At 72.2% G+C, this 26,256-nt stretch carries 21 protein-coding genes; 12 read left to right on the top strand and 9 right to left on the bottom strand.

Annotation, left to right across the window (positions count from 1 at the left end; all coding sequences use genetic code 11):
- Nucleotides 1-39: 39 nt before the first annotated feature.
- Together SM447_RS03235 and SM447_RS03230 are read right to left on the bottom strand one after the other, a co-directional pair.
- Nucleotides 40-1,101 carry a GNAT family N-acetyltransferase gene (locus SM447_RS03235; protein ID WP_474571183.1) on the bottom strand — a complete coding sequence of 354 codons (1,062 nt, stop codon included), beginning with the start codon at nt 1,099-1,101 and terminating at the stop codon, nt 40-42.
- A gap of 105 nt (nt 1,102-1,206) precedes the next feature.
- Complete coding sequence (locus SM447_RS03230; RefSeq protein WP_474571182.1) at nt 1,207-1,908, bottom strand: ACT domain-containing protein; 702 nt, start codon at nt 1,906-1,908, stop codon at nt 1,207-1,209.
- Between the two features lie 145 nt (nt 1,909-2,053).
- Here SM447_RS03230 and SM447_RS03225 point away from each other — a divergent pair, with 145 nt between their 5' ends.
- A complete protein-coding gene (locus SM447_RS03225) occupies nt 2,054-3,106 on the top strand; it encodes a phosphotransferase family protein (RefSeq protein WP_474571181.1) in 1,053 nt (350 codons plus the stop codon).
- On the top strand, nt 3,106-4,326 hold the full coding sequence (locus SM447_RS03220; RefSeq protein ID WP_474571180.1) for an acyl-CoA dehydrogenase family protein: 1,221 nt from the start codon (nt 3,106-3,108) through the stop codon (nt 4,324-4,326). The genes SM447_RS03225 and SM447_RS03220 overlap by 1 nt, the downstream gene beginning before the upstream one ends.
- Nucleotides 4,327-5,173: 847 nt before the next feature.
- On the opposite strand, the gene SM447_RS03215 is transcribed toward SM447_RS03220, so the two are convergent.
- The 6 genes from SM447_RS03215 to SM447_RS03190 form a co-directional block, all read right to left on the bottom strand.
- Nucleotides 5,174-6,220: a LacI family DNA-binding transcriptional regulator gene (locus SM447_RS03215; RefSeq protein WP_474571179.1), complete on the bottom strand. Its 1,047-nt coding sequence runs from the start codon at nt 6,218-6,220 to the stop codon at nt 5,174-5,176.
- Nucleotides 6,221-6,302: 82 nt separating this feature from the next.
- Nucleotides 6,303-7,736 carry a GH1 family beta-glucosidase gene (locus SM447_RS03210; RefSeq protein ID WP_474571178.1) on the bottom strand — a complete coding sequence of 478 codons (1,434 nt, stop codon included), beginning with the start codon at nt 7,734-7,736 and terminating at the stop codon, nt 6,303-6,305.
- Nucleotides 7,733-8,575, bottom strand: a complete 843-nt coding sequence (locus SM447_RS03205; RefSeq protein ID WP_474571177.1) for a carbohydrate ABC transporter permease — start codon at nt 8,573-8,575, stop codon at nt 7,733-7,735. Before SM447_RS03205 ends, SM447_RS03210 begins: the two co-directional genes overlap by 4 nt.
- Before the next feature lie 10 nt (nt 8,576-8,585).
- Nucleotides 8,586-9,554, bottom strand: coding sequence for a carbohydrate ABC transporter permease (locus tag SM447_RS03200; RefSeq protein ID WP_474571176.1), 969 nt, complete (start codon nt 9,552-9,554; stop codon nt 8,586-8,588).
- Nucleotides 9,555-9,667: 113 nt separating this feature from the next.
- A complete protein-coding gene (locus SM447_RS03195) occupies nt 9,668-10,954 on the bottom strand; it encodes an ABC transporter substrate-binding protein (protein WP_474571175.1) in 1,287 nt (428 codons plus the stop codon).
- A gap of 268 nt (nt 10,955-11,222) precedes the next feature.
- Nucleotides 11,223-11,768 carry a plasmid pRiA4b ORF-3 family protein gene (locus SM447_RS03190; protein WP_474571174.1) on the bottom strand — a complete coding sequence of 182 codons (546 nt, stop codon included), beginning with the start codon at nt 11,766-11,768 and terminating at the stop codon, nt 11,223-11,225.
- A 151-nt stretch (nt 11,769-11,919) separates the two neighbouring features.
- On the opposite strand from SM447_RS03190, the gene SM447_RS03185 reads away from it, so the two are divergent.
- The 3 genes from SM447_RS03185 (at nt 11,920) to SM447_RS03175 (ending at nt 15,511) form a co-directional block, all read left to right on the top strand.
- Nucleotides 11,920-12,669 (top strand): pyrimidine reductase family protein, encoded by a 750-nt coding sequence (locus tag SM447_RS03185; RefSeq protein ID WP_474571173.1) that lies wholly within the window; start codon nt 11,920-11,922, stop codon nt 12,667-12,669.
- A gap of 123 nt (nt 12,670-12,792) precedes the next feature.
- Nucleotides 12,793-15,075 carry a hypothetical protein gene (locus SM447_RS03180; RefSeq protein WP_474571172.1) on the top strand — a complete coding sequence of 761 codons (2,283 nt, stop codon included), beginning with the start codon at nt 12,793-12,795 and terminating at the stop codon, nt 15,073-15,075.
- Nucleotides 15,068-15,511, top strand: coding sequence for a DUF7144 family membrane protein (locus SM447_RS03175; protein ID WP_474571171.1), 444 nt, complete (start codon nt 15,068-15,070; stop codon nt 15,509-15,511). The genes SM447_RS03180 and SM447_RS03175 overlap by 8 nt, the downstream gene beginning before the upstream one ends.
- On the opposite strand, the gene SM447_RS03170 is transcribed toward SM447_RS03175, so the two are convergent.
- Nucleotides 15,495-17,144, bottom strand: coding sequence for a hypothetical protein (locus SM447_RS03170; RefSeq protein ID WP_474571170.1), 1,650 nt, complete (start codon nt 17,142-17,144; stop codon nt 15,495-15,497). The genes SM447_RS03175 and SM447_RS03170 overlap by 17 nt on opposite strands.
- 272 nt (nt 17,145-17,416) lie before the next feature.
- Between SM447_RS03170 and SM447_RS03165 the strand changes: the two genes are divergently transcribed.
- The 7 genes from SM447_RS03165 to SM447_RS03135 all read left to right on the top strand — a co-directional run bounded on the left by SM447_RS03165 (nt 17,417) and on the right by SM447_RS03135 (nt 26,212).
- A complete protein-coding gene (locus SM447_RS03165; RefSeq protein ID WP_474571169.1) occupies nt 17,417-19,168 on the top strand; it encodes an ATP-binding protein in 1,752 nt (583 codons plus the stop codon).
- A gap of 15 nt (nt 19,169-19,183) precedes the next feature.
- Nucleotides 19,184-20,332, top strand: coding sequence for an exonuclease SbcCD subunit D (locus SM447_RS03160; RefSeq protein WP_474571168.1), 1,149 nt, complete (start codon nt 19,184-19,186; stop codon nt 20,330-20,332).
- Nucleotides 20,332-22,806, top strand: a complete 2,475-nt coding sequence (locus SM447_RS03155; RefSeq protein ID WP_474571167.1) for an AAA family ATPase — start codon at nt 20,332-20,334, stop codon at nt 22,804-22,806. Before SM447_RS03160 ends, SM447_RS03155 begins: the two co-directional genes overlap by 1 nt.
- A gap of 25 nt (nt 22,807-22,831) precedes the next feature.
- Nucleotides 22,832-23,800 (top strand): hypothetical protein, encoded by a 969-nt coding sequence (locus tag SM447_RS03150; RefSeq protein WP_474571166.1) that lies wholly within the window; start codon nt 22,832-22,834, stop codon nt 23,798-23,800.
- Nucleotides 23,800-24,657, top strand: coding sequence for a spermidine synthase (locus SM447_RS03145; RefSeq protein WP_474571165.1), 858 nt, complete (start codon nt 23,800-23,802; stop codon nt 24,655-24,657). The genes SM447_RS03150 and SM447_RS03145 overlap by 1 nt, the downstream gene beginning before the upstream one ends.
- Nucleotides 24,658-24,740: 83 nt before the next feature.
- Nucleotides 24,741-25,433, top strand: coding sequence for a sigma-70 family RNA polymerase sigma factor (locus SM447_RS03140; RefSeq protein ID WP_474571164.1), 693 nt, complete (start codon nt 24,741-24,743; stop codon nt 25,431-25,433).
- A complete protein-coding gene (locus tag SM447_RS03135; RefSeq protein WP_474571163.1) occupies nt 25,430-26,212 on the top strand; it encodes an anti-sigma factor family protein in 783 nt (260 codons plus the stop codon). Before SM447_RS03140 ends, SM447_RS03135 begins: the two co-directional genes overlap by 4 nt.
- The last annotated feature ends 44 nt before the right edge of the window (nt 26,213-26,256 follow it).

The raw sequence follows: 26,256 nt of genomic DNA, 5'->3' as shown, positions 1-26,256 counted from the left end.
CTCACCGTCCTCCGCACCGGAGGTCGGTCGGCTCAGCCGTCAGCCGGCGCTCTCGGCGGTTGCGGGTGCCCCGGCGGCCAGCGGCATGGTCATGGTCAGCAGGGCGCCGTCCCGCTCGACAGTGGTCGGTCGGGACAACCGGCGCAGCGTGCGCAGCATCGGCGTGTTGTCCGCCTGGACGTGCAGCACCACCGCCGCGTAGCCGGCCGACTCGGCCTGCCGCGTCAGCCGGCGCAGCAGCGTCGAGCCCAGCCCTCGGCGCTGCCAGTCGTCGCGTACCAGCAGCGCCAGCTCGGCCTCGTCGCCCTCGGCGAGCAGGTTCGCCATCGCGACGACCGACTCCGCCGCCCCGTCGGAGCCGGTCGTCGCGGCGACCAGGGTCAGCCCGCGGGCCGGCTCCAGGAGCCGACGCAGTCGGGCCGAGGAGGGCAGAGCCGAACCTCCCAGGTAACGGCGCTGCCGGCTCCGGGCCGAGCAGGCCTGGTGCAGCTCGACCACCGCCGACAGGTCGTCCGCGACGGCGGGACGCACGATCAACTCGGCGCCGTCCGGCAGGACCACGGTGACCTGCTCGGCGCTGCGCCGGGCCGCCGTCGCACCCAGTTCCAGCAGTGCCTGGGCCCGGGCGTACTCGGCCGGCGTGAAGCTCGGCGCGACCCGGTGCAGGGTGTACGAGCCACCGTTCGGGTCGGCCAGCAGCATCGTCACGCCGTCGATCCCCGGTCGGGCCAGGGCCGGCGCGGGCCGCCAGGTCACCTCGTCGGCACCGAGCAGGGCACGCAGCACCTCACCGGTGGCGTCCGGGTCGTGCACCAACCGGGTCGCCAGCCCGAGTACCCGGGTCGGCTGGTCGGCCAGGCCGCGCGCCTCGCTGCGCGCCACCCAGCAGTCCCGTCCCCGTCCCCGTTCGACGGCGGCGAGCAGGTCCGCCTCGTCGAGGGTGTCCGGCGCGTCGACGAGAAAGTCGTCGACGGCACCGCGCTCGGTGGTGTGCACCTGCACGGTGAGGATGTTGACTCCACGCAACGCGAGGCTCGCCGTGAGCACCGACAGGTAGCCCGGCCGGTCGTCCACGGTGGCTCGGATCCGCCACAGCGTCATCGTTGCCTCCCTTCCCGTGCCACCCTCGTCCGCGCCTGTTGCCGGTCGGTTGCCTCGCCATGTCCGACCGCGACCGGCCCTGCGGTCTGCGTCACAGCGGACCGGTCACGGGTTGGCGGTGACCGGCGGAGCGCCCACCAGGTCGAGCCGGTCGCCGAGGATCACCGCGCTGGCGCGGACCAGTTGCGCGAGCCGGTCCACCTCGGTGGAGTGGAACGCGGCCGGGGCGAGGGTCTCGCTGTGCTCGCGGGAGACCACCAGCACCAGCCCGGCCCGGCCGAACGGCGCGACCGCGAAGTGGCCGCCGTCGGGCGCCGTCATCGACCGGGCGCGCAGCGGGGTCACCTCCGGCAGCTTCGGCGGTACGGGCGTACGCCAGCTGGCGTGCCCCACCGTCGCGCCCCCGCCCCCGGTGCGGGACGCCCAGTCGACCGGCACCACCGCGGCGACCGCCCAGTCGGCGGCGAGCAGCCCGGGCACCGCGTCGACCAGGGTGGCCAGCCCGTCGGCCGGATTGGCCGCGACCTGCGCCAGCAGCTCGGCGTCCTGGCCGGTGGTGGTGGGCGCGCCGATCGCCCGCCAGACCCCGTCGACCCGTACGCCGGGGATCGCCGCCAGACCGGCCAGCAGCCGCTCCACCCGGGCGGCGCCCGGCCACACCACCGTGAAGTCGTCGACCGCCCGACCGCCGAGGCGTTCCAGCACGACCACCTGGACGATGTCCGCCCCCGAGACGCCGAGGGTGCGCGCCACCTGACCGAGCGTGCCCGGACGGTCCGGCAGGGTGACCCGAACACGCAGCAACATCTGAACCCCTCCGCTCGGCGGGCCGGCACTCGCCGGCAGGCTGGATCCAGCCTGGCAGTTGACCATTTCGTCCCTGTTGCGGCGGCATGTCCCGAGGGTCAAACCTGACCTTGACAACCCGCCCGAGCTGCCATGAACTGTCCGGATGACCGAACCGGCCACCCCTTCCCCCGCCGGTCTGGATCTCGACCGGCTCGGCGCCTACCTGGCGGTCCACCGCCCCGACCTGGCCACCGGGCTGTTGCGGGCCGAGCTGATCGCCGGCGGCCGGTCGAACCTGACCTACCTGGTCCACGCCGGCGGTCAGGAGCTGGTCCTGCGCCGACCGCCGCTCGGGCACGTGCTGGCCACCGCGCACGACATGGCCCGGGAGTTCCGGGTGATCTCCGCGCTCGCACCGACCGACGTACCGGTACCCGGCGCCCTGCTGCTCTGCTCGGACCCGGACGTGCTCGGCGCGCCGTTCTACCTGATGGAACGGGTACGGGGTGAGGTGTTCCGCAGCCGTGCCCGGACCGACCGGCTCACCGCTGAGCAGCGACACGGGTTGGCCATGGCGATGATGGACACCCTCGCGGCGCTGCACACGGTCGAGCCGGCGGAGGTCGGCCTGGCCGACTTCGGTCGCCCGGAGGGTTACCTGGCCCGGCAGGTCCGCCGCTGGGCCGGACAGCTGGACCGCTCCCGCAGCCGGCCACTGCCCGACATCGACGAGCTGCGCGACCGGCTCGCCGCCACCGCGCCCGAGGGCGTCAACGCCGGCCGGATCGTGCACGGGGACTTCCGGCTGGACAACCTGCTCGCCACCGTGGAGCCGGTGACGGTGACGGCCGTACTGGACTGGGAGATGGCCACCCTGGGCGATCCGCTGGCCGACCTCGGGCTGTTGCTGACGTACTGGGAGGTGCTCGGCGGCAGCGCGGTCTCCGACGGCAACCCGGTCGCCGACGGCCTCGGCCCACGCGCCGGCTTCCCGAGCGGCCCCGAGCTGATCGACCGGTATGCCGGCCGCAGCGACGTCGACGTCGGTCCCCTGCACTGGCACGTCGCGCTGGGCTGTTTCAAACTCGCCGTGATCTGTGAGGGCATCCACTACCGGCACACCCTCGGACAGACCCTCGGCGAGGGCTTCGACACCATCGGCGGTCTGGTGGCCCCGCTGGTCGCGCACGGACTGACCGCGGTGAGGGAGGCCTGATGGACTTCGCGTACGACGCTCGGACCGAACAGCTGCGCACGGAGCTGACCGAGTTCCTGGAGCAGCACGTCTACCCGGCCGAGGCGGTGCACGCCGAGCAGGTGGCCGCCGCCGGTGACCCGTGGGCCCGGCCAGCGGTGCTGACCGAGTTGAAGGCCGAGGCGCGTCGGCGCGGCCTGTGGAACCTCTTCCTGCCCGATCCGCGCCACGGCGCCGGGCTGACCAACCTTCAGTACGCTCCGCTGGCGGAGCTGACCGGGCGCAGCCCGCACCTCGCTCCGGAGGCGCTCAACTGCGCCGCACCGGACACCGGCAACATGGAACTGCTCGCCGAGTTCGGCTCCCCCGCCCAGCAGGAGCGCTGGCTCACCCCGCTGCTGGCCGGCGAGATCCGCTCCGCGTTCTGCATGACCGAGCCCGAGGTGGCCTCCTCCGACGCGACGAACATCGCCACGTCGATCCGCCGCGACGGCGACCACTACGTCATCGACGGCCGCAAGTGGTGGTCCTCCGGCGCGATGGATCCGGCGTGCGAACTCCTCATCGTGATGGGCAAGACCGACCCGGACGCCGACCGTCACCGACAGCAGAGCATGATCCTGGTCCCCCGCGACACCCCGGGGGTCACGGTCCGCCGGGGCATGCGGGTCTTCGGCTACAGCGACGCCCCGCACGGCGGTCACGCCGAAATCGACTTCGACGGGGTACGGGTGCCCGCAGAGAACCTGGTCGGCACCGAGGGCACCGGTTTCGCCATCGCCCAGGCCCGGCTCGGCCCCGGCCGGATCCACCACTGCATGCGGCTGATCGGGATGGCCGAGCGAGCATTGGAACTGCTCTGCCGCCGGGCGACCGAGCGGGTGGCGTTCGGCCGCCCGCTCGCCGAGCAGGGCGTGGTACGCGAGTGGATCGCCGAGTCCCGGGTTCGCATCGAACAGGCCCGGCTGCTGGTGCTCAAGACCGCCTGGCTGATGGACACCGTCGGCAACAAGGGCGCGCACACCGAGATCCAGGCCATCAAAATCGCCACACCGGCGATGGCCGAATGGGTCATCGACAAGGCCATCCAGACCTACGGGGCGGCCGGCGTCAGCCAGGACACCCCCCTCGCCGCGCTCTGGGCCCAGGCCCGAACGCTACGCCTCGCCGACGGCCCGGACGAGGTGCACCGCGCCAGCCTCGCCAAGCGCGAGCTGCGCCGCTGGACCACCCCCGCCTGAGTACCCCCACCCCGCCACCCCGCCACCTCGCTGCCCCGCTGTCCCGCTGTCCCGCTGTCCCGCTGCCCCGCTGTCCCGCTGTCCCGCTGCCCGCCACGGTGCCAGCCCGCCACCCGCCACCCGCCACCCGCCACCCGCCACCCGCCACCCGCCACCCGCCACCCGCCAGTTCATAGCCCGCCAGCCCGCCCGCCGGGCGCGTCCGGCTGCCAGACCACGCGCGCCCGGTTGCCAGACCACGAGACGCGCCGGGTCGCCGGGCCACGGTGCGCCCGGCTGCCAGGAGCACGGTCCGCCCGGCCGCCAGGGGCACCGGTGCGCCCGGCTGCCGAGGCACGGTGCGCCAGACCGTCAACTGAGCGCTACGCCACATCCAGGCAGTCACCAGCCGTCACCGTAGGTGTTCATCCGCCCACCCGCTCCCTTCCACTCCCCACGCTTTGCTCTGCTTCAACCCGCGCAACGGTCACGGAAAGTGTCGACCGCTCGCTCGACGGCCGAACACGGCCGCACATCACTGCTGTTCAGAGGCCCGTGCGTGGAGTGAAGCAGAGCAAAGCGTGCAGCGTAGAACTATTACGGCTGGCGGGTAAGTCACCCAGAGTTACAACACGTGGGGTAGCTGGAGAGGGTGGATGTTGCCGTGCCGGGCGGACTCGCGGGGGAGATCAGGCACGGCGGAAGCGAGCGCGGCACGGAAGCCAGCGCGGCACCGAAGCCAGCGCGGCACCGAAGCCAGCGCGGCACGGAAGCGAGCGCGGCACCGAAGCCAGGGTGGGAGGCGGAAGCGAGCGCGGGAGGCGGCTCGGCGGCGGGCGCGCAGGTCGAGGCGGGTGCGGGACGGAGGTCAGGCGGAGGCGCGCTCGACGAACTGGGTGTCCAGGACGATGTGCGGAGCGGGGATCTCGTCGCCGCGGATGCGGGCCACCAGCAGCCGCGCCATCTGCCGACCCATCTCCTCCACCGGTTGGAAGACCGACGTCAGCGGCGGGTCGGCCTGCCGGGCGATCGGCTCGTCGCCGAAGCCGACCACGGCCACGTCCTGCGGCACCCGACGGCCGGCCTCGCGTAGGGTCCGCATGGCGCCGAAGGCCATCAGGTCGGCGGCCACGAAGACGGCGTCCAGGTCGGGACAGCGCTCCAGCAGGCACCGCATGGCTGTCGCCCCGCTCTCCTCGCTGAAGTCGCCGTACGCGATCAGGTCGGGGTTGATGCCGAACCCGGCGGTGCGGACGGCGTCCCGGTAGCCGGACAACCGGGCCAGGCCGGCGCCCATGTCCTGCGGGCCGGCGATGGTGGCGATGCGCCGCCGGCCCCGGCCGGCGAGATACTCCACGGCCTGCCGTGCCCCGCCGGCGTTGTTGACGTCGACGAACGAGACAGGCTGCGCCTCGGGGTGCAGCATCCGCGCGGGCCGCCCGCCGAGCACGGTGGGCAGGCCACGCTCCTCGAGCAGGGTCGGCAGCGGGTCGTCGTCGTGCAACGACAGCAGCAGCACGCCGTCGACGTGCTGGTTCGTCAGGTGGTGCTCGACCCGTTCCCGCTCCAGCGGCGACTGCGCCATGGCCAGCCACAGCTGCAACGGCGTCTCCAGCAGGGTGGAGCTGATCCCCCGGACGATGCCGGCGAAGAACGGCTCGGCGAAGATCCGCTCACCGGACTCACTGACCACCAGGGCCACCGAGTCGGTCCGCTGGGTGACCAGTGCCCGGGCGGCGCGGTTCGGCACGTACCCCAGCTCGGCGATGGCCTGCTGCACGGCGGCCCGGGCCTCCGGACTCACCTGGGGAGAGCCGTTGACCACGCGGGAGACCGTGCCGCGGCCGACTCCGGCGCGGGCGGCGACCGCGTCGAGCGTCGGTCGCCCGAGCGACCGGGTGCGCTGCGTTGTCATCGTCTGCTCCTCCGACGTCAGGCGGCCCCGGCACCTTCTCCAGCGTTGGTGCCGGGCCGCCCGTTACTGGCTGGCCATCGCCCTATTGTGCGGCCAGACCGTTGCGTCGGATCACCTCCGCGTACCACCTGGCACTGGACTTGGGAATGCGGGTCTGCTTGTCGTAGTCGATGTAGATCATGCCGAACCGCTTCGTGTAGCCCCAGGCCCACTCGAAATTATCCATCAGCGACCAGGCGAAGTATCCCCGCAGGGGGACGCCCGCGCTGATCGCCTCGTGTGAGGCGCGCAGGTGGGCGTCGAAGTAGGCCAGCCGATCGACGTCGTCGACCTGACCGTCGATCACCTGGTCGACGAAGGCCGAACCGTTCTCGGTCACGTAGAGCGGCAGGTCAGTGTACTCTTCGTGAACTCGGCGCAGCGTCTCCACCAGACCGGGAGCGTCGATCTCCCAGTTCATGTCGGTGACCGGCACACCCCGGGTGACGAACCGGACGTCCTCGCTGCCCGGCCAGCAGGACTGCGCCCGCCAGTAGGGTTCCGGCTGCTCGCCGGGCACCGGCGCGGCCACCACGTGCCGGCTGTAGTAGTTGACGCCCACCAGGTCCATCGGCGTGGCGATGGTGGCCAGGTCACCCTCGCGAACGTGCCCGAAGTCGGTCACCTTCGCCAGGTCGGCGACGAGATCGTTCGGGTACGCACCGCGCAGCATCGGGTCGAGGAAGAACCGGTTGGCCAGCGCGTCGATCCGCCGGGCGGCGTTGACGTCACCGGGCGCGTCGCTGGCCGGGGTGACCGGGTACAGGTTGACCGTCACGCCGAGGTGTGCCCCGGGCACCGCCGTACGCAGCGCCTGCACCGCGAGGCCGTGCCCGAGCATCAGGTGATGCCCGGCGCGGACCGCGTCGGCGCCGTTGGAACGGCCCGGGGCGTGCACCCCGGAGCCGTAGCCGAGGAAGGCCGAGCACCAGGGCTCGTTCAGGGTCGTCCAGTACTTCACCCGGTCACCCAGGGCGCCGGCCACCAGCAGCGAGTAGTCGGCGAACCGGGCGGCGGTGTCCCGGGCCGGCCAACCGCCGGCGTCCTCCAACTCCTGCGGCAGGTCCCAGTGGTAGAGGGTCAGCCAGGGCTCGATCCCGTTGGCCAGCAACTCGTCGACCAACCGCTGGTAGAAGTCGAGCCCTTCGGCGTTCGCCGGACCCGACCCGCCCGGCTGCACCCGGGGCCAGGAGACCGAGAACCGGTACGACTTCAACCCCAGCTCGGCCATCAGCCGGACGTCGTCGCGAAGCCGGTGGTAGTGGTCGCAGGCGACGTCGCCGGTGTGCCCGGAGACCGTCCGGCCCTCGGTGTGGCTGAAGGTGTCCCAGATCGACGCGGTTCGGCCGCCCTCGTTCGCCGCGCCCTCGATCTGGTACGCGGCGGTCGCCGCACCCCAGAGGAAGCCGGGCGGGAAGGTCAGCGGCGGACGTTCGTCGAGAACGCCGACGGCGGGCGGGGTGGCGGGGTTGCTCACGACTTGACTGCACCTTCCATGATCCCGCCGATGATCTGGCGGCCGAACAGGAGAAAGACGAGCACCAGCGGGATGGTGCCGACCGCCGTGGCGGCGAAGACCTGCGAGTAGTCCGTGTAGTAGGCGTACGAGAGGAAGGAGAGCGAGACCTGCAGGGTCGGGTTCTCCGGGGAGAGGATCGCGTACGGCCAGAGGAACGAGTTCCAGGTCTCCATGAAGGTGAGCAGACCCAGCACGCCGGCCGCCGGGCGCAGCGCGGGCAGCACGATGTTCCAGTAGATCCGGAAGGTGCTGGCGCCGTCGACGCGGCCGGCCTCGATCAACTCGTCGGAGATCGCCTGGCTGGCGTACTGGCGCATCATGAACACGCCGAAGGCGCTGACCAGGAACGGCACGGTCACCGCGTAGAGCGTGTCGTACCACCCCAGCGTCTGCATCATGCCCCAGAGCGGGATGAGGCCCATCTGGGTCGGGATCATCATGGTGACGATGATCGCCAGCAGCAGCACGTTGCGGCCACGGAAGCGCAGCTTGGCGAAGGCGAAGCCGGCGAGCGAGCCGGTGAGCACCACCGACACGGTGACCACCGAGGAGACGATGATCGAGTTCCGCAGGCCCTTGAGGAAGTTGGCCGCGTCGTTGTCGAGCACCCGGCCGAAGTTGTCGCCGAACGCGCCACCCGGGGTCATCGGCGGCGGCACGTCGTTGATGGACTCCAGGCTGCGGGTGCCGATCACGACCATGTAGTAGAAGGGGTAGATCGACAGCAGCGCCGCCAGGACGAGCGCCATGTAGGTCAGTGGACTGGTGCGCCACAGGCGCTTTGAAGCCGAGATCATCGATCTCTCCTCACTTGGCCGCGCGGCGGACGAGTACGAAGTTGATCAGCGACACGAGTACGATGATCATGAAGATCGCCCAGGCGACCGCGGCTCCGTAACCTGCGGTACTCAGGTTGTAGATGCCCTTCTCGTACATGTACATGGCCAGCGTCTGGTACTCCCGCTGGTTGCCGCCGATGATGCTGCCGTTGGCGAAGAGCAGCGGCTCGGTGAACAGCTGCATCCCGCCGATCGTGGAGAGGATGACCACGAAGATGAAGGTGGGCTTGAGCATCGGCAGGGTGATCTGCCAGAACTGCCGCCACTGGCTGGCCCCGTCGATCGCGGCGGCCTCGTACAGGTCCTTCGGGATGGCCTGCATGCCGGCGAGCAGGATCAGGGTGTTGTAGCCGGTCCACCGCCAGTTGACCATGGTGGCGATCGCGGTCCAGGAACTCCATTCCTGCGCGCGCCAGTCGATCTGGTCCACCCCGACCAGGCTGAGCAGCCAGTTGAACAGGCCGAACTCGCGCTGGAACAGCATGCCGAAGACGATCGCGACCGCGGCCACCGAGACCACGTTGGGCACGAAGATGGCCATCCGGAAGAAGGTCTTGGCGCGCAGCAGGGTCTGGTTGAGCAGGTTCGCCAGGAAGAGCGCCATCAGCAACTGCGGGATGGTCGACAGGGCGAAGATGCCGAACGTGTTGACCAGCGCGTTCCAGAAGTACTCGTCTTTGATCAGCGCGGTGTAGTTGTCCAGCCCGATGAACGTGTGCTCGCCGACCATGTCCCAGTCGTGCAGCGACATCCAGGCGGTGCGCAGCATCGGGTACAGCCCGAAGGCGCCGAAGAGCAGGAAGAACGGCGCGATGTAGAGGTACGGCGAGTACTTCAGATCCAGGCGGTTGAAGAGGTATCCCCGACGACGGTGGGCGGGGGCGTCGGGAGGGGGCGCCGCTGGCGACGGCGGCGCCGTGGTGGCCGAAAGACTCATGACGGGTTTCCTTTTTCAGCGAGGCCCGAGGGCCCTCGCGCAGAACGCTGCGCGGTGGCGACCGACCGGTGGCGTTCGGGTAGTAGTCCCGAACGCCACCGGAGGGGAATCACTCAGAAGGCACCCTGAGTCTGTGCGTCCTTCGTGAACTGCTCCCAGGCCGCATCCTTGCTGGCCTGCCCGTTCTCGAACGCCCGCATCGCCGGCTCAAACGCGTTCTCCTTGATCGCCTGGTGCTTCGGGCCAAGGTGGACCGGCTCGATCTTGGCGACGCTCTCACCGAAGATCTTGCCGGTCGGCGCGTCGCTGAAGTACTCGTTGGTGTAGCTGAGGAAGGCCTCGTTCTTCAACGCCTCCAGGTTGGTCGGCAGCGGGCCCTTGGCCTTGAACGCCTCAACCTGGCTGGTGGCGTTGGTCAGGAACTCGGCGAGCTTCGCCGCCTCCTTCTGGTACTTGCTCTGCTCCGGCACGGCCAGCCACGAGCCGCCCCAGTTGCCGCCGCCGCCCGGCACGGCCGCCACGTCCCACTTGCCCTTGTTGGCCTCACCCGAGTTGTCCGCCACGATGCCGAGCATCCAGGACGGGCAGAAGGTGGCCGCGAAGGTGCCCTGCTTGAAGCCGCCCGACCACTCCGGCGACCAGGTGGACGCCTTGGCCGAGATGTCGACCATCGAGGTGGCGGTGTCCCAGGCAGCCTTCACCGCGGGGCTGCTGTCCGCGATGATGTTGTTTTCCTTGTCGTAGAACAGGTCGGTGCCCTGCTGGAAGAGCACGCCGTTGGAGACGGCGGTGATCGAGTCCACGAACGCCTTGCCGGTGGCCTGCTTGTACTTCTTACCGGCCTCGTGGAAGCCGTTCCAGTCCGGCCAGAGCGCCGAGACGGCGTCCCGCTCGGTGGGCAGACCGGCCGCCTCGAACAGGTCCTTGCGGTAGCAGACGGCGAGGCTGCCGACGTCGGTCGGCAGGCCGATCAGCCGGCCGTCCGGCGCCTTGCCCAGCTCCCACTTCCAGGGCAGGTACTCATTCGAGTGGTCGGCGACCAACGGAGTCAGGTCGGCCCAGTTGCGCGGGTTGGCCTTGAACTCGTTGAGGATGCCCTCTTCCAGCGCGGTCACGTCGGCCGCGCCCTTGCCGGTGGCGAGGTAACGGACCAGCTTGGGCCGGTACTCGCCGAGCTGTGCGGTCTTGCGCAGCTCGACCTTGATGCCGGTCTGCTGCTCGTACTGCTTGACGAGTTCGTCGTAACCCATCTCGCCGAAGGTGTCGACGACCAGCTTCGCGGGCTTCTCGCCCTCGGCCGGCGCGTCGTCATCATTGCCGCAGGCCGCGAGACCGCCGACGGCGGTGATCGCGGCCAGGGCGGCTGCCGCCATGCGGGAACGCCGCGTGGTGAGGCTCATCCTGACCCCTCTTTCAGTGGTGAGGCTGGTTTATGTGTGGTGGGGGGTGCCGCAGCGCCTGCCGGCACCGACTGATCAGCCGGCGTCGGCGTCCCACGGCGCGGGATTGTGATCCACGCCTCTTGGGAACGCTCCCATGAGATTGCCGGCAGGTGTCGGGAGTGTCAATAGGCCAGTGGGAGCGATCCCAGATCGTTACCGCGCGGACCGTTTGGGCCGGGAGACATCGGGGAACGTCACCGCGCCGGATCGGGCCGCGAGCCGGCGGTCAGCAGAGCCGACGCAGCAGCGTGTCGACCCGGCCGGCGTCGAAGGCCACCGGATCGAAATCGGCGCCCACCCAGTCCCGCATCGTCCGGTGCTCCGGATGGCTCGGCTCGGCCAGCGCGGCCAGCAGCACCAGGTAGCCCTGCGGCCCGCCGACGTCCTCCGGTGGGCAGGCCCGCTCCCCGTCGAGACAGCTCGGGTAGCGCTCGTCCGACTCGGCGGTGCGGGCGTCCTCCACCAGCAGGTCGTGCTCCCACCAGTCACCGAAGTCGTACGTGTAGTGGAACCGGCTCCCCTTGCCGACCACCGCGTCCAGCCGGACGTCCAACTCGTCGTGCACGGCCAGTTCGCCGTCGGGGTCCGGCTCGCCGTACTGCACGCCGTCGATCTCGAACGAGTGCAGATGGCAGTCACGCCAGCCCATCGCGTGCTGCACCACACGGTGCACCCGATCCAGGGTGTAGCCGCCGGGCACCAGCACCCGGCGCCAGATCGCCGGACTGACCCCGGACAGGGACATCCTCAGCTGGAAGATCTGACGCGGCATGGGTGTCCCATCCTCCCTCGGCATAGGCTGCGAGCATGATCTGCCGAGCGTGCCGGGCGCGGCGGCACGACGACTGCCCGGGCCGGAACTGGTGCGACTGCCAGCACCGTACCCCCCGACCCACCCCTCCCGTCACAGGTCCGGCCGGCGAATGAGCGACAAAGCGTCGATTTCCGTCCTCTGGCCGGACCCGTCACCCGGGCCGGTCGACGACGAGACACTCGTCGCCCGCTACGGCCGCGCCGACCGGCCGCACCTGCGGATGAACTTCGTGACCAGCGTCGACGGCGCGGTCAGCCTGGACGGCTACTCGGCCGGGTTGTCCGGCGCGCCCGACAAGCGGGTCTTCGGGCTGCTGCGGATGCTCTGCGACGCGCTCGTCGTGGCGGCCGGCACGCTGCGCCACGAGGGCTACCGGGCGCTTCGCCTCGACGAACGACGCCGGGCCTGGCGGCACGCCCACGGATTGACCGAGTACCCGACCCTGGTCGTGGTCTCCGGGACCGCAGACCTCGACCCGGCCCAGGCCGCCTTCGCCGACGCGCCCGTCCGCCCCGTGGTACTCACCCGCCGTGAGGCACCGGCACCGCCCGGACTGTCCGCCGTGGCCGACGTGGTGCGCTGCGGCGACGACCGCGTCGATCTGACCGCCGGGCTGGCCGAACTGCGCCGTCGCGGGTTCGGTCAACTGCTCTGCGAGGGCGGTCCGCAGCTGTTCGGTGCCCTCACCGGCGCCGACCTGGTCGACGAGGTGTGCCTCTCCGTCGCTCCCCTGCTGGCGGGGGCGGGTCCTGGCCGGATCGCGGCCGGCGACCCGAGTCCGGCCGCCCGGAGGCTGCCGCTGCGTCACGTGCTGCTCGCCGGTGACGGCACCCTGCTGCTGCGCCACGCCCGGAACTGACCGGCCCGCCCCGGCCCGGCGCTGGCGGGGGGCCCGGCCAGCGGAGTTGGCGGAGTTTCCGCGAGAACGCGGCCAGCTCACTAGCGTGAAGCCCGCATCGGTAGCTGCCGGAGGGCGGGGGCGTTGACGCACGAGGTGATCGAGCTACGGGTCCACGGGGTCTCCGGCACCTCCGCCGAGACGCTGCTGGACCACCCGATCGTGATCCGGGTCGCCGGCGACGACAACGCCGGCTTCTACCGGCCCCGGCCCGGTTTCGGGACCAGCGACCGACCCTCGCGACTGCGGGTGGAGGCGTACCGCTGGGGTGCGCTGACCGCCGGCCGTGCCGTACGAACCCTGTCGCTGCTGTTCCTGCTTCCGTTCATGCTGATCAACGTCGCTACTTGGGCGCGACCGGTGACCGGCGGTGCGGGCGGGGCGGTCGGACCCCTGTGCCGGCTGCTCGCCGCCACCCTGACCGCCGCGTTCATGCTCTCCATCGTGGGCGTCACGATCGACGTCATCGGCTGGCAGTGCGTTCCCTACCAGCCCTGCCGGGCCGGACGCGGGTACCTGTCCTGGCTGGCCGAGCTGCCTGTCGGGCCGCGCCTCGCGCTGCTCGCGCTGGTACCGATCGGCGCGCTGCGGCTGCTCTGGTGGCTCGGCGCGCGGTCCGCCCGGGCGTTCGAGGCGTTCCCGGCCTCGCGCGGGCAGGACCGTACCAGCGGCGGGGAGGACCGGGTCGACATTCCGGGCTTCTGGAACGACGCGCTCGTGGTGCATCGACTGCGTGCCATCCACGTGGCGGTCGGGCTCGGTGTGCTCGACGCGAGCCTGCTCGGTGCACTGATACACATTCATCCCACGCGGATGGCCTACGCGCTCTTCGGCGCGGCGTGGGTGCTGCTCGCGGCCTGCGTCGTCCTGCTCTGCATCCCGGCCCGCTCGGTGAACAACGCTCCAGGCCGCGGCCCGGTCAATCTGCGCGGCATCCGGCCGCTACGGGTGGCCGCCATCGTGCTCACCCTGCTGACCCTCGGCTACGGCGCGGTGTCGACGGGGCCGGAGCCACCGCAGGGAAAACTGCCCGGTTACGAGGGCGGAGTGGCCGCGCTGATCGCGACGCAGGCGGCCCTGCTCGTCGGTCTCTTCGTCACCACCTGGCAGCAGCGGCGACGCAGCCGAGCCGGCGTCCCGTCCTGGCTGCACGGACTGGGCACCCCCACGTTCGCCGTCGCGGCGTTCGCCGCCGCGTACGGGTTCGCCGCCGCACTGGTCTACCGCGTCGCCGACATCCTCGATCGCGGGGATGTCCCGAATCCGGCCTGGCCCAGACAACCCGGCGCGCCACCGCTGGAACCGCCGGTCTCCTACCGCTGGGCGGCGTTGGCCGGTCTGGTCGCGATCCTGGCTGTCGCCACGACCACGCTATGGCGACTCATCGTGACCCGCCGGCATCGTCGCCGGCTGGCCGACGAGGTCGTCCGGTGGGATTTCCCCGACCTGCCGCCAGAGGCCCTGCCCCAGCGGAGGGCCGTGCGGGAGATCGTCGCCCGGGCCGCAGTCGTCGAACAACTCAGCCCGGTCTTCGCGGTTTTCCTGCTGTTGTCGTTGCTCGGCGCCGCCACGGTCGCATTGGACGTGGTCGGCATCGGTCCGTCGGAGCTGGCACGACGGTTGGACGACCAGGGCGGCATGGCGGCTCTACGGGTGGCGGTCGCGACCGACATCGGCGTGTACTTCATCGAACTGATCGCCCTCGGGATCCTCCTGCTGGGGCTGCTGTCCTACCGGTCCGAGGAGACCCGGCGCGCAGTGGCGGCGGTCTGGGACCTGGGCACCTTCTGGCCGCGAACGGTGCACCCGTTCGCACCGCCCTGCTACGCCGAACGGGCGGTGCCGGAACTCGCCAAGCGGGTCACCGCACTGACCAACCACGGCGCGGTGATCCTGTCCGGACACAGCCACGGCTCGGTGCTCGCCGCCGCCACCCTGCTCCAGTTGCCTCCCAACGCGCTAACCCGGGTGGCGCTGCTGACGCACGGCAGCCCGCTGCACCGGCTGTACGCCCGGATCTTCCCGGCCTTCTTCGGCGACCCGATCCTGTACGAGTTGGGCGAGCGGATCGGCTGGCGGTGGGTGAACCTGTGGCGAAACACCGACTCGGTCGGTGGACCGCTCTTCTCGGCACACCGCACGGGACAGCCGCCGCAGGTCAAGGGGCCGGCCGGCGCGGTCGACCGGCGGCTACGGGACCCGCGCGGCCTCACCGTGCCACCCGAGGACACGGTCCCACCGCCGATCAACCGGCACTGGCCGTACCACACCGACGAGGCGTACGAGGCGGCCGTGCGGGAGCTGGCCGGGCGGCTCGTGCCGGGCGCGGGCAGCGGATCCGCCGCCGCGGTGGCGCGCGGTGCGTGACGTGCGGGCAGCGGTGTACGCCGATGAGAGCACGGCGGTGGCACCGGCCCGGCCGTGGCTGGCCGGGACCCTGCTGGCCGGCGCCGGCCTGGTCGACGCGCTGGTGGCGTACAGCAACACGGTGACCGACCCGTACGTGGTGCTCAGTGCGGAAGGCACCCACCACCTCGACATCACCGGCTGGGCGTGGCTGCATCTGGCCGTCGGCACCGCCGCACTGCTGGCGGGGGCGGCGGCGCTGACGGGGCGTCGTCGCTGGGCCGTGGTCGGCGTCGGCAGCGCCGCCGTCGGGATCGTCACCGCCGTGGTCGTCCTGCCCTACCTGCCGGTGCGGGCGGTGCTCGTGATGGCGCTGTACGCGACCGCCGCCCGGCTGCTGGTGCGCCGCCTCCGGGCGGGGCGACCGGAGGACGGCCCGGTCACCGCCCCACCGTAGTCGAGCGGCCCTCGCAGATCCGGCCGGTGCGGGCCGGGTCGGCCTCCCGGTTGGTGGACCAGATCGGGTTGAGCGACAGCAGCAGCTCCGGTGCCTGCCAGGCGGCGCCCATCCGTTGCAGCAGGTCGTACTCGCGGCGTGGCTCCGAAACCGGATCACCGGCGATGAAGTCGACCAGCCGGTCCTGGACGCTCTGCCGACCGATCAGGCCGCCGTGAAAGGCCGGCTGCGAGTAGACGGGCACGCGGGCGTACTCACCGGGTGGTGCCTCCACGGCACTGACCGTGGGTAGGAAGGCGATTATCCGCACTCCGGCGACCGGGCAGAGGATGCGGTTGCGGTAGAAGGGCCCTTCCGAGAGGACCGAGCGGACGAACGGCTGGTCCGGGTTGCTGCCGCTGTCGCGGAAGAGGTTCGACGCGCTGAAGAGCAGGCGCAGTTCCCAGCCGGCCGCCACGCCCCAGCCGGAGTGCCCGGGCGGGGGATAGTAGGCCCGCCCCGGCCGGACCAGCGGGCTGAACAGCAGCGCGGTGTCGACCGGTGAGGGCTGCGGCCAGTTCTCCAGGTAGGTGCTGATCACCAGCGCGCCCTCGCTCTGCCCGACCAGCGCCACCGGCCGGCGGGTACGGCGGTGCACCTCGTCGATCTGGTCGGCCAGCAGCGCCGCGCTGGAGCCCAGCGTCCGGTGGGTGGCGTCCGACCCGTACGGCCGGGGTCGGCCCTGCTCGTCGAGCCCGAGATAGGAGAACCGCTCGACCCGGGGGTCGACCGGTGGGGTGCCGTCCCAGCTCGAATTGTGTCCGGCGAGGACGATCACCGAGTGTCGGATCCGCTCCGGCAGCCGCTGGGTGATCACGGGCGGTTCCCAGGGTCGTTGACTACCCACGGCCAGATTGATCACGCCCTGCGCCGACACCGAGGCGACCAGCACGAGGACGATCACCAGCAGCGCCACCGGCACCCGCGCCCACCGGATCCGGACCGGCAGCGCCGCCGCGCGGACGGTCTGCCGCCACAGCAGCCCGTTCAACGCGCCGGCGAGACCGGTGAGCGCGATGTCCGCCCAGCCAGGGGTCCCGGCGATCAGGGCGGCGGTGAGGGTGAGCACGACGAAGTTCAGCGACGACCAGCCGAGCAGCGCCGCCGACGGCAGACCGCGCCACCAGTTCGCGACCACCCCGGCGCGTTGCAGGAAGGGGGCGACGAGCAGCAGCGGCAGCACCGACGCGAGCAGATACCAGGAGAGCGCCACCACCGAGAACCCGACCGACATCGCCGCCCACGGGGAGATGATCACAGCGGCCAGCGCGGCGACCTCCACGTTGCGTCGGACCAGCCAGCGCCACGACGGCCGGGGCACCTCACTCGGCCAGGCCAGGGCGGTCAGCCCGGCGGAGAGCACCCCCCGCAGCGCCACCACCGCCACCAGTCCCACCAGGAAGGTCGACCACGAGTCGTGGTAAACCAGCAGCCACCGCAGGTCGTGGTACGAGTCGTACGGCCAGACGGCGGTGATCTGCGGCGCGAGCGGCCGGGCGGACTGCAGTCCGACGGCGACCAGGAGTGTCGCCTCCGCGGCCGCCGGGGCGGCGGCGAGCGCGAGCAGCCGCGTCAGCCTGCGCCTCTCCTCCACAGCCCCTCCCGTTCTCGTGCAGAGACTGTCGGGAGGCCTCGCGGCGGGACGTCCTGTCAGTCTCCTACCGCAGGATCTCCCGGATCGGCGGGGCTAGGTCGCCGTTCCGCGCCACACCACCCGCACGTCGGGTCAGAAAGTCGTCGCCCTGCGCGATCGCCGCGGAGCGGCGGCGTGGTCTACGCCGCGTCGCGTGGCGGCCTGTCGTACTCCTCCGGCAGGATGCAGGGCGTGTGCGCCGACCACGACGACCGACCGACCGGAGTTGCCCGATGACCGACCAGGGGTTCGACGGCCCCGGCGAGGGGGTGGGTCGGGTGCTGGGCACCGCCGACGCCACTCCCCTGCAGTTCTGGACGGCGGTCTCTCCGGGCAGCTATCTCCAGCTCGATGACGTGGTGGTGACCCAGCGTGAGCTGCCCGACCGGGAGCCGGTGACCATCGCCGGGGTGGTCACCCAGGTCCGGGCGCGGCACGAGGGCGCGCAGTTCGACTCCGATGTCTTCGCCATCGCCGACGGCACCCTGCCGGCGCAGGTGCAGGAGGCAGCCGAGATCACCACCACCCGGGTCGATCCCGAGTTCTACGTGCCGCCGCAGCCGGGTGCGGTGGTGCACCGGGCCGAGGGCGACGCCCGCGCCCGCGCGCTGCACTTCGACCGGATGGAACGGCGGGTCCCGATGGGCACCGGTCGCGATGGTGTTCCGGTCTACCTCAACGCCGACTTCCTCGACGGCACCCGGGGCGCGCATGTGTCGATCTCCGGCATCTCCGGGGTGGCCACCAAGACCAGCTTCGCCACCTTCCTGCTCTACTCGGTCTTCCGTTCCGGTCAGCTCGGCGGCGACGCGGTCAACGCCAAGGCGTTGATCTTCAACGTCAAGGGTGAGGACCTGCTCTTCCTCGACCATCCGAACGCCCGCCTCGACGATCCGACCCGCGCCGCGTACGCCCGGCTCGGTCTGGTCGCGGACGCCTTCCCCGACGTACGGGTGTACGCACCGCCCCGGGTCGGTGACTCCTCCGGCACGCCGGACGTGAGCAGCCGGCTCACCGGAGTGGACAGCTTCTACTGGACGCTCAGCGAGTTCTGCGCCGACCGGCTGCTGCCGTACGTCTTCGCCGACGCCGACGACGAGCGCCAGCAGTACACGATGGTCGTCCACTCGGTCGCCGCCCACCTGGCCCGGTACGCCCAGCCCGCCGACGGCGGGGTCAGCATCGACGGGGTCCGCCTCGGCAGCTACGGCGACCTGGTCGACCACGTCGTCGAGCAGCTCAGCGACGACGAGACCCGCGGCGACTGGGCGGGCAGCGCGGTGGGCCTGGGCACGGTGAACGCGTTCGCCCGCCGGCTGATCGGCAGCAAGAAGGACCTGTCCCGGCTCATCCGCGGCGACCTCGCCACCCGCCGCCCACACTCGATTAACACGGCGGAGTCCGCCCAGGTCACCGTCGTCGACCTGCACAATCTGCCGGACCGGGCGCAGCGCTTCGTGGTCGGCGTGACGCTCAAGAGCGAGTTCGAGCGCAAGGAGAAGTCCGGCACCGCCCGCCCGCTGCTCTTCGTCGTGCTCGACGAGTTGAACAAGTACGCCCCGCGCGAGGGCTCCTCGCCGATCAAGGAGGTGCTGCTCGACATCGCCGAGCGGGGCCGTTCGCTCGGTGTGATCCTGATCGGCGCGCAACAGACCGCCAGCGAGGTGGAACGGCGCATCGTCACCAACTCGGCGATCCGGGTGGTGGGTCGGCTCGACCCGGCCGAGGCGTCCCGCCCGGAGTACGGCTTCCTCCCGCCGGCGCAACGGCAACGGGCGCTGCTGGCCAAGCCGGGCACGATGTTCGTCAACCAGCCGGACATCCCGGTGCCGCTCTGCCTGGAGTTCCCGTTCCCGGCCTGGGCCACCCGGGTCTCCGAGGCGGGTGCCGCGCCGTCGCAGACCCTGCGGTCGATCACCCAGTCCGCCGATCCGTTCGCGGTGGTCGGGTCCGGCGGCGCGGCCGACGACGACATTCCGTTCTAGCCCGGGGGTAACAGCGTGAAGATCCTGCACACCTCCGACTGGCACGTGGGCAAGGTCCTCAAGGGGCAGTCGCGGGCCGAGGAGCACAAGCAGGTGCTGGCCGGGGTCATCGAGATCGCCCGGCGGGAACGGCCCGACCTGGTCATCATCGCCGGTGACCTCTACGACACCGCGGCACCGACGCCGGAGGCGACCCGCCTGGTCACCCGGGCGCTGACGGCGCTGCGCCGCACCGGCGCGGACGTGGTCGCCATCGGCGGCAACCACGACAACGGCCCGGCCCTGGACGCGCTGCGGCCGTGGGCCGAGGCCGCCGGCATCACCCTGCGCGGCGGCGTACGCGAGGATCCGGCCGAGCACGTCATCGACGGCACCACGGCGGGCGGGGAGCGCTGGCGGCTGGCCGCGTTGCCGTTCCTGTCCCAGCGGTACGCCGTACGTGCGGTGGAGATGTACGAGCTGACCGCCGCCGAGACCACCCAGACGTACGCCGACCATCTGGGCCGCATCCTGGCCCGGTTGACCGAGGGTTTCGACGAGCCGGACCGGGTGCACCTGGTCACCGCCCACCTGACGGTGGTCGGCGCGGCCACCGGCGGCGGGGAACGGGACGCGCACACCATCATGGGTTACGCGGTGCCCGCCTCCGTCTTTCCCGGCACGGCGCACTACGTGGCGCTCGGGCACCTGCACCGCGCCCAGCGGGTGCAGGGGCCGTGCCCGATCCGCTACAGCGGCGCCCCGCTGGCGGTGGATTTCGGGGAGCAGGAGAACGTCCCGGCGGTCACCCTGGTCGAGGTCACCGCGACGACGGCGGCGCGGATCCGCGAGGAGCCGGTGACCGCGGCGACCGCGCTGCGCACGGTACGCGGCACCCTCGCCCAGCTCGCCGAGATCACCCCACCGGAGGGCTGGCTGCGGGTGTACGTGCGCGAGCAGCCCCGCGCCGGGCTGCGGGAGGAGGTGCAGCAGTTGCTTCCCCGGGCCCTGGAGATCCGGATCGACCCGGAGCTGGTGCCGGCGCCGGGCACCGGAACCCGGGTCGCGCAACGGTCCGGCCGCTCACCCCGGCAACTGTTCGCCGACTACCTGGACAGCCGGGGGCACGCCGACGAGGGTGTCCGGGAACTCTTCGACGAGTTGCTCGAGGAGGTTGATCACTGATGCGGCCGATGCGGCTGGACCTGGCCGGTTTCACCGTCTTCCGCGACGCCACGACGATCGACTTCACCGACGCCGACTTCTTCGCCCTGGTCGGGCCGACCGGCTCGGGCAAGTCCACGGTGCTCGACGCGATCTGCTTCGCGCTCTACGGCACGGTGCCCCGCTGGGGCGGCACGCGTGGGCTGGGCAACGCGCTGGCCCCGTCCGCCACCGAGGCGCGGGTCCGGCTGGTCTTCGAGTCCGGCGGTGCCCGTTACGTCGCCACCCGCGTGGTGCGTCGGGACGGCCGGGGCAACGTCAAGACCGCCGGCGCCGGGTTGCAGCTGATGCCCGAGGGCTTCGACGTCACCAAGCTGGACACCGGCCTCAGTCCGGACGATCTCGGCGAGGTGGTCGCCGGCACCCCGGCGGAGATGGACGCCGCCGTGCTGGAGGCGGTCGGCCTGCCGTACGAGCAGTTCACCAGCTGTGTGGTGCTGCCGCAGGGCCAGTTCGCCGATTTCCTGCACGCCCGGCCGGCCACCCGTCAGCAGATCCTGGTGAACCTGCTCGGTCTCGGCGTCTACGAGCAGGTGCAGCAACGCGCGACGGCCCGGGCCGGGCAGGCCGAGGCGAAGCTGGAGGCGGTCGACCAACTGCTCGCCGGGCTCGCCGACGTCGACGACGCCGCGCTGGAACGCGCCGCCGGCCGGGTCGACCGGATGCGGGAGCTGGCCGGGTCGGTGACCGCCGCCGTACCGGAGCTGGAGGCGGCGCGCACGACGGTGCGGGAGGCCAGCGCGGCGCTGGCCACGCTCGACGACGAACTGGCCGCGCTGGACCAGGTCCGGGCACCCGACGGGGTGGCCGAGGTGGCGCGGGCGGTGGCCGCAGCGCGGGCGGAGTCCGACGCGGCGACGGCCGCGGTCGCGCTGGCCGAGGAGCGTGAGGAGAAGCTGCGCGGCGAGCTGGCGGCCGCCGGCGAGGAGAGCGCGCTGCGGCTGCTGCTGCGGGCGTACGCCGACCGGGAGCAGCTCTCCGGCCAGGCGGAGCAGGTGCGGGTCGGGATGGACGCGGCCGGCGTCGAGCACGACGCGGCGGTGCGGGCGCTGACCGAGGCGCAGGCGGCGGCCGAGCGCGCCGAGGCGGAGCTGGCGGCGGCTTTCCAGGCGCACGAGGAGGCGAAGACCGCCGACCAGGCGATGGCGGTGCGGGCGCAGCTGGCCGACGGCGATGCCTGCCCGGTCTGTGAGCAGACGGTGGCCCGGGTGCCGACGATCCCCGCGGGTTCGGCGGTGACGCGGGCGGTGGCGGCCGGCAAGGCGGCCCGGGCGGCGAGCGACAGGGCCAGAAAGGTGGTCGCGGAGCGCGACGCGGCCGCCCGGGACCTGGAGCGGGTGCTGCTGCGCTTCCGCGCCGAGCATGACGGGCTCCGGGCGCGCCTGGCCGAGCTGGACGAACGCCTCGCCGGGGCGGCCACCGTCGAGGCGCTGCGGGCCCGGCTGGCGGAGCTGGCCGGGCTGCGGCAGGGGCTGGACGAGGCGACCGCGGCGGTCCGCGCCGGCCGGGACGCCGCGCGGCGGGCCCGGGGTGCGATGGAGGCGGCGCAGGAGCGGCTACGGGCGGCATGGCGACGCTTCGACGGCATCCGCGACGCGGTTGCCCGGTTCGGACCGCCGGCGACCGACCGGGACGACGTCGCCGCCGCCTGGACCACGTTTACTGACTGGGCGCAGGAGCAGGCGCAGCGTCGTCGGTCGGAGCGGGCCGGGCTGGCCACCGCCGTGGCCGAGGCCGAGGCGGCGGCCGGCGCGATCGCGGACCGGATCGCCGGCTTCTTCACCGACGCCGGGCTGACCGCCCCCGACGACCCGGTCCAGGCCGCCACCGTCGCCGTGGAGCGGGCCGAGGCGGACCTGCGCCGGCTGACCGAGCGGCGCGACCAGGCCGGTGCGCTGCGGGAGCAGCGGGCCGGGCATGAACGCGAGGCGCAGGTGGCCCGGGCCCTGGCGGGGCACCTGCGGGCGAACAATTTCGAGCGGTGGCTGCTGGCCGAGGCGCTGGACCTGCTGGTCGACGGCGCGTCGGGGATCCTGCGGGAACTCTCCGGCGGCCAGTACGATCTGGTCCACGACAAGGGCGAGTTCTTCGTGGTCGACCATCACGACGCCGGCCTGCGTCGCGGGGTGCGGACACTCTCCGGCGGCGAGACGTTCCAGGCGTCGCTGGCGTTGGCGCTGGCGCTGTCGGAGCAGTTGGCCGGGATGTCCACCACCTCGGCCAGCCTGGAGTCGATCGTGCTCGACGAGGGCTTCGGCACCCTCGACGCGGCCACCCTCGACACGGTCGCCGCCACGCTGGAAAATCTGGCCGCCCGGGGTGACCGGATGGTCGGCGTGGTCACCCACGTGCCGGCGCTGGCCGAGCGGATCCCGGTGCGCTTCGAGGTGCGCAAGGACGCCCGCTCGGCCCGGGTCGAACGGACCGGCCGATGAGCGGACGTGGGCCGGTGGTGCGGACGTGAACCGGTTCTTCGTCGACGCCTGGGACCCCAGCTACGGGGCGTCGTTCGAGGCATCGCCGGCCGGTCCGGCCGCGCCGAGCAGCGCCCAGGTCGAGGCGGAGCACGAGCTGCCAACGGTGGACTGGCGGGCGATCGGCCCCCGGGCGGGGGTCCGGGCGCCCGACGTGGTGCTGCTGGTCGACGGGGTACGCCGGATCGACGCCAGCGTGTGGACGGCCGAGGAGGACGGTGGTTCGTTTCCCGGGCTGGCCGCCTCGTACGCCGCCGGGGTGGTGCGGTGCGACCTGGACCGCGGTGCCGCGCAGCTGGCCGGTGCCACCGTCGGGCGCGGGTTGTTCACCGCGAGCCCGTCGGCGACCGACGTGGTGGCCGGCAACGTCCGCTACCCGGTGCACCGGGTCAGCGGCAGCGGCGAGCTGGCCAAGCTGCCGGCGGCGGTGCAGGGGCCGTTGACCGCCCTGGAGGTGCAGGTCTCGGCCGCCGCCCGTACCGACGACGACCTGCTGGTGGTGGACGGGCCGTTGCGTAACCGACGGCAGCTGCCCCGCACCCTCGGCTACATCAAGACCCAGCACAGCCAGTACCTCGACGCCCGACTCACCGCCGTGGTCACCGGTCTCCCGCCCGGCCACCGCTCGCCGGTGTTCCGGCTCGGCACCGCCTGGGGCGGCTGGTCGTGGTATCTGCGGCTGCCGGTGGCCACGGGTGCGCCGTGGGCGGGGATCGTGCGGCTGGAATGCTCCGCCGACCTGGAGATCGCCGAGGCGGTGCAGCTGGCCGACCTGTCGCTGGTCACCCTGCCCCGGTTCGCCTCCACCCCGTACAAGGACCCTCGGGCACCGCAGAACCTGGTCCCGATCGCGGGGCTGGAACGGCTGCTGCGTTCCCGGCTGGGCGACGCGCGGCTGCTGCACCGTGCGTTGACCGTCGCCGCCCGCAACGCCGCCGCCCGGGCCGGCCGCTGATGGGCCGACGGCGTGACGCCGACCGGATCGCCGAGCAGGTGGACACGGGCCTCGCCGAGCTGGTGCCGGATCCGGACCGACCCGGCTCGTGGACGCTGCTGCTCGACGGCGTGCCGCAGTCGCATGTGGACCTGACCGACCCCACGCATCTGGAGTTCGAGTACGTCCGTCGGCTGGCCGCCGCGATCGACCTGGTCGCACCCGCGGGTGCTCCGCTGCGGGTGCTGCATCTGGGCGGCGGTGCGCTGACCCTGCCCCGGTACGTCGCCGCCACCCGCCCGGGCTCCACCCAGCGGGTGGTGGAGGTGGACGCCGCCCTGGTCGATCTGATCCGGCGGGCGCTGCCCTGGCGGGCCGATCCGCGACTGAAGGTACGCGTGGGTGACGCCCGGGCGGTGCTGGCCTCGTGCCGGGAGGCCAGCTACGACGTGATCGTCGCCGACGTCTTCGCGGGCGCGCGTACCCCGGCCCGGCTGACCTCGGCGGAGTACGCCGCCGAGGCGGCCCGGGTGCTGCACCCGGCGGGCTGGTACCTGGCCAACGTCGCCGACGGTCCGCCGCTGCGCCACGCCCGTGGCCAGGTCGCCACGGTGCGGACCATGCTGCCCCGAGCGTGTCTGGTGGCCGACGCCGCCGTGCTGCGCGGTCGGCGCTACGGCAATCTGGTGCTGATCGCCGGCCGGCAGGATCCGCCGGTGGCCGCGCTGGCCCGCCGGGCCGCCGGTGACTGGTTTCCGGGCCGGGTGCTGGCCGACGCGGAACTCGACCGCTTCACCGGCGGCGCCACGGCGGTGCACGACGCCGACGCCACCGACTCGACGCCACCGCCGCCGGGGATTTTTTCCACCCGACGTTGATCCGTTCGGTGCCACCGTCCGTACCAGTCTGCAGCCATGCCCGTGGGGGGACGGCTTTCTGTCCATGGACGTCGGAGGTCTGCATGCACGCACTGGCGGTCGGTTGGCAGGGCGACCGGGTGCGGGTGGACTGGATGTCCGCCCGGTCCCAGTCGCGGCCGACCACGTCCACCCGTGGGGTCGACTCCCGCGCGGCGTCTCGCCAGAATAGCCCGGTGACGCCGCGACCCGCCCCTGGCCGCCACCAGGCTTCCACCACCGAGGCCGCCCACTCCGACCAGTTGGTCCGCACGCTCTACGCGGAACACGCCGGTCCGCTGCTGATGTTCGTGATGCGGCTGACCGGTGGCGATCGGCAGCGGGCCGAAGACATCGTCCAGGAGACGCTGCTACGGGCCTGGCGCAACGCGCACCGGCTGGGTACGCAGGGACAGGGGTCGCTACGGCCGTGGCTGGTGACGGTGGCACGACGCATCGCCATCGACGAGCACCGCAGCGAGCAGGCCCGACCGGCCGAGACGTACGACCGGGACCTGACCGCGTTCGCCGAGGCCGACAGCACCGACCGGGTGCTGCGGTCGATGACGGTGGCGGACGCGCTGCGAACGTTGAGTCAGTCGCACCGGGAGATCCTGGTGGCGACGTACTTCCGGGGCCGGACGGTGCCGGAGGCGGCCGAGGAACTCGGCCTGCCACTGGGCACCGCGAAGTCGCGGGTCTACTACGCGCTGCGCGCGCTGCGCACAGCTCTGCAGGAGAGGGGGGTGACGGAATGAGCCGGGTTGACCACATGGACGTCGCCGCGTACGCGCTCGGCGTGCTGGACGAACAGGACATGGAGCGGTTCGAGGAACACCTCGCGACCTGCTGGGCCTGCGCCGCCGAGTTGGAGACGATGGTGCCGGTGGTCGGGCTGCTCTCCGACATCGACGAGGAGTCGATCACGGCGTTGGAGCAGACCCATTCGGATCCGGTCCTGCTGGACCGGACGCTCGTGGCGCTGCGTACGCATCGTCGCCGGGCCCGGTTCCGGCAGGTCCTCGCGACCGCGGCGGCCGTCGTGGTCTTCGGTGGGCTGACCGGTGTGGTGTTCAGCAATCTCACCGACAGCAGCACCCCGCCGAATTTCCGCGCCGGACCGGACACGAGCGCGCCGGTCGATCCCCCGAACACCCGTCCCGGCAACCCGGGCGACCCGGGCACCGGCGGCAACGAGCAGGAGGGCGAGCAGGTCAACGTCACCGACCCGACCACCGGTGTGCAGGCGACGTTCTTCCTCATCTCGAAGGACTTCGGCACGAAGATGGACTTCAGCCTGCGCAAGCTGCCGGGACCGCGCACCTGCCGCCTGGTGGTGGTACGCGACGACGGCTCCACCGAGGTCGTCTCGACCTGGTCGGTGCCGGACGGCGGGTACGGCACGAACGCCAACCCGCAGTTGCTCGCCCTGTCGGCGGCCACGTCGACGAAGCTGGACGACATCAAGCACTTCGAGGTGCAGGAGGTGGGCGCCCGGGGTGCCACGGACACTCTGGTGACCGTTCCCGCGGCCTGATCGCGTCCCACGAAGGCCCGCCTCCGCCGAGGCGGGCCTTCGTC

It is taken from the genome of Micromonospora aridisoli, from assembly GCF_056150025.1.
The sequence above is the reverse complement of the archived record's forward strand: the minus strand, read 5'-3'. Positions and strand labels throughout refer to the sequence as shown.

Excerpts from the sequence above, each read along its gene's own strand:
- SM447_RS03235 (WP_474571183.1), bottom strand. The coding sequence starts at position 1,101 with ATGACGCTGTGGCGGATCCGAGCCACCGTGGACGACCGGCCGGGCTAC.
- SM447_RS03230 (WP_474571182.1), bottom strand. The coding sequence starts at position 1,908 with ATGTTGCTGCGTGTTCGGGTCACCCTGCCGGACCGTCCGGGCACGCTC.
- SM447_RS03225 (WP_474571181.1), top strand. The coding sequence starts at position 2,054 with ATGACCGAACCGGCCACCCCTTCCCCCGCCGGTCTGGATCTCGACCGG.
- SM447_RS03220 (WP_474571180.1), top strand. The coding sequence starts at position 3,106 with ATGGACTTCGCGTACGACGCTCGGACCGAACAGCTGCGCACGGAGCTG.
- SM447_RS03215 (WP_474571179.1), bottom strand. The coding sequence starts at position 6,220 with ATGACAACGCAGCGCACCCGGTCGCTCGGGCGACCGACGCTCGACGCG.
- SM447_RS03205 (WP_474571177.1), bottom strand. The coding sequence starts at position 8,575 with ATGATCTCGGCTTCAAAGCGCCTGTGGCGCACCAGTCCACTGACCTAC.
- SM447_RS03200 (WP_474571176.1), bottom strand. The coding sequence starts at position 9,554 with ATGAGTCTTTCGGCCACCACGGCGCCGCCGTCGCCAGCGGCGCCCCCT.
- SM447_RS03195 (WP_474571175.1), bottom strand. The coding sequence starts at position 10,954 with ATGAGCCTCACCACGCGGCGTTCCCGCATGGCGGCAGCCGCCCTGGCC.
- SM447_RS03190 (WP_474571174.1), bottom strand. The coding sequence starts at position 11,768 with ATGCCGCGTCAGATCTTCCAGCTGAGGATGTCCCTGTCCGGGGTCAGT.
- SM447_RS03185 (WP_474571173.1), top strand. The coding sequence starts at position 11,920 with ATGAGCGACAAAGCGTCGATTTCCGTCCTCTGGCCGGACCCGTCACCC.
- SM447_RS03165 (WP_474571169.1), top strand. The coding sequence starts at position 17,417 with ATGACCGACCAGGGGTTCGACGGCCCCGGCGAGGGGGTGGGTCGGGTG.
- SM447_RS03155 (WP_474571167.1), top strand. The coding sequence starts at position 20,332 with ATGCGGCCGATGCGGCTGGACCTGGCCGGTTTCACCGTCTTCCGCGAC.
- SM447_RS03145 (WP_474571165.1), top strand. The coding sequence starts at position 23,800 with ATGGGCCGACGGCGTGACGCCGACCGGATCGCCGAGCAGGTGGACACG.
- SM447_RS03140 (WP_474571164.1), top strand. The coding sequence starts at position 24,741 with ATGCACGCACTGGCGGTCGGTTGGCAGGGCGACCGGGTGCGGGTGGAC.
- SM447_RS03135 (WP_474571163.1), top strand. The coding sequence starts at position 25,430 with ATGAGCCGGGTTGACCACATGGACGTCGCCGCGTACGCGCTCGGCGTG.